This window comes from Rheinheimera soli (assembly GCF_031457405.1).
GTDB classification, from domain to species: domain Bacteria; phylum Pseudomonadota; class Gammaproteobacteria; order Enterobacterales; family Alteromonadaceae; genus Pararheinheimera; species Pararheinheimera soli_A.
Map to the genome: position 1 here is coordinate 1 of NZ_JAVDWR010000052.1, position 1,835 is coordinate 1,835.

The 1,835-nt window shown below is 52.3% G+C and carries 1 protein-coding gene; it reads right to left on the bottom strand.

From position 1 onward, the window contains the following. Window positions 1-1,804: condensation domain-containing protein (locus J2W69_RS20560; protein WP_310282096.1), on the bottom strand; the 1,804-nt coding region annotated here is incomplete at its 3' end. Window positions 1,805-1,835: the final 31 nt, after the last annotated feature.

Below are 1,835 nucleotides of genomic sequence, written 5' to 3' on the forward strand. Positions count from 1 at the left end.
GAGCTGTTACCCCGGTTTCTTCTATAGACAGATTGGTCGTACCGTACTCATCGAATACGCCATCATCCAGTAACACAACCGCACTGTCACCCATCGCTATTTTATCTGCCACAACCCGCTGACTCAGAATGACTTGAAGCCCTGCATCCTCACGCATGTACTCAAGACGGGAAGCCGGGTATTCCGGATCCAGCGGCACATAAGCTCCACCAGCCTTAAGAATACCTAACAGGCCCACCACCATGTCCACTGAACGCTCTACACACAGTCCCACCAAACTATCCGGTCCCACCTGATACTCCGCTCTGAGGTAGCGGGCCAGTTGGTTGGCTCTGGTATTTAATTCACAATAAGTCAGTGAGGTCTCTTCAAACACCAGCGCTGTCGCATCCGGTGTGGCTTCAACCTGCTGCTCAAACAAACTGTGAATACACACATCCGTCGGGTGCTCCATCGCCGTGGCATTGAGAATCTCCAGCAGATAACCTTCTTCCTGCTCAGAGAGCATCGGGATATCTACGATAGCCGGCAGGCTCTTCGCATCATATTGAGACATCGCTGTAAGCACACGACTTACATGATCATTAAGCTGAGCAATATGCGCCTCACTAAACAGCGCTGTATCATACAACCAGTTCAACGACACACCCTCGTCATTGAGGCTAATATCCACATTCAAATCAAACTTGCTCACCAAGACCGGCGCTTTAACCGGTGTCAGGGTCACTCCTGGCAGCGTCAGGCTCACACCCTCTGCCTGACCAAACCCTGTGTGGGTAGTCAGCATAATCTGAAACAACGGTGTAAGGGCACTGTTACGGGGCACATTTAAGCGCTCCACCAATTGCTCAAAAGGCACATCCTGACCTGCCTGGGCATCCAGATGCACCTGACGGACATGCGCCAAATAGTCTTCAAGGCGCTCTTGCCCAGTATTAACACGCAACACCAAGGTGTTGACAAAAAAGCCTATCAGGGAGTCCAGCTCGGTCTGCTGTCGGTTGGCCACAGGCGTGCCGATAAGGATATCTTCACTGTTACTGTGACGGGATAACACCAGTGAAAGGGCACTGTGGAGCAGCATAAAGGGGGTCAGTTGAGTCCGCTGAGCCAGACGCTGCAGTCCGATTGCGATATCAGACGATAACTGGCCAGACACCACCGCCCCCTGGTGCTGTCGAATCGCTGGTCGGGGATAATCCAGTGGCAGACCATGCACCGGAGGGGCATCCGCCAACTGATTCTCCCAGTAGCTCAACAGCTTCTCCAGAACTTCACCCTGCAACCAGTTTCGCTGCCAATGAGCATAGTCGGCATACTGGATGTTAAGGGCGGCAAGAGGGCTGGCTTTGTCTTCGCTAAACGCCTGATACAGGATAAAAAATTCCCGCACCAGTACTTCCAGCGACCAGCCATCCGAGGCGATATGGTGCATGTTAAACATCAACACGCCTTGTGGGGCGGCAACATCCCGGCTCAGGTGCACAAAAGCGACCCTGATCATCACATCCTGACTCAGATCAAACGGAGTCTGAATGTCGGCTTCCATCAGCGTGCGCAGGGCCTGCTGCTGCATCTCACCTGCAAAGTGACACAAATCATGCCGCTGAATTGTCAGAGAAACATCATCACGAATATACTGGATGGCTCCGATTTCCGTGTCCCTGTAGACAGTACGCAGAATCTCATGGCGGTTCACAATTTCCTGCAATACTGCCTGTAGGATGTCTTCAGAAAACTCTCCACGAATTTCGAAAGCCACTGGCATGTTATATTCCGTGGACCCCCCTTGCAACTGGTCCACAAACCACAACCTCTGCTGGGCAAACGACAAC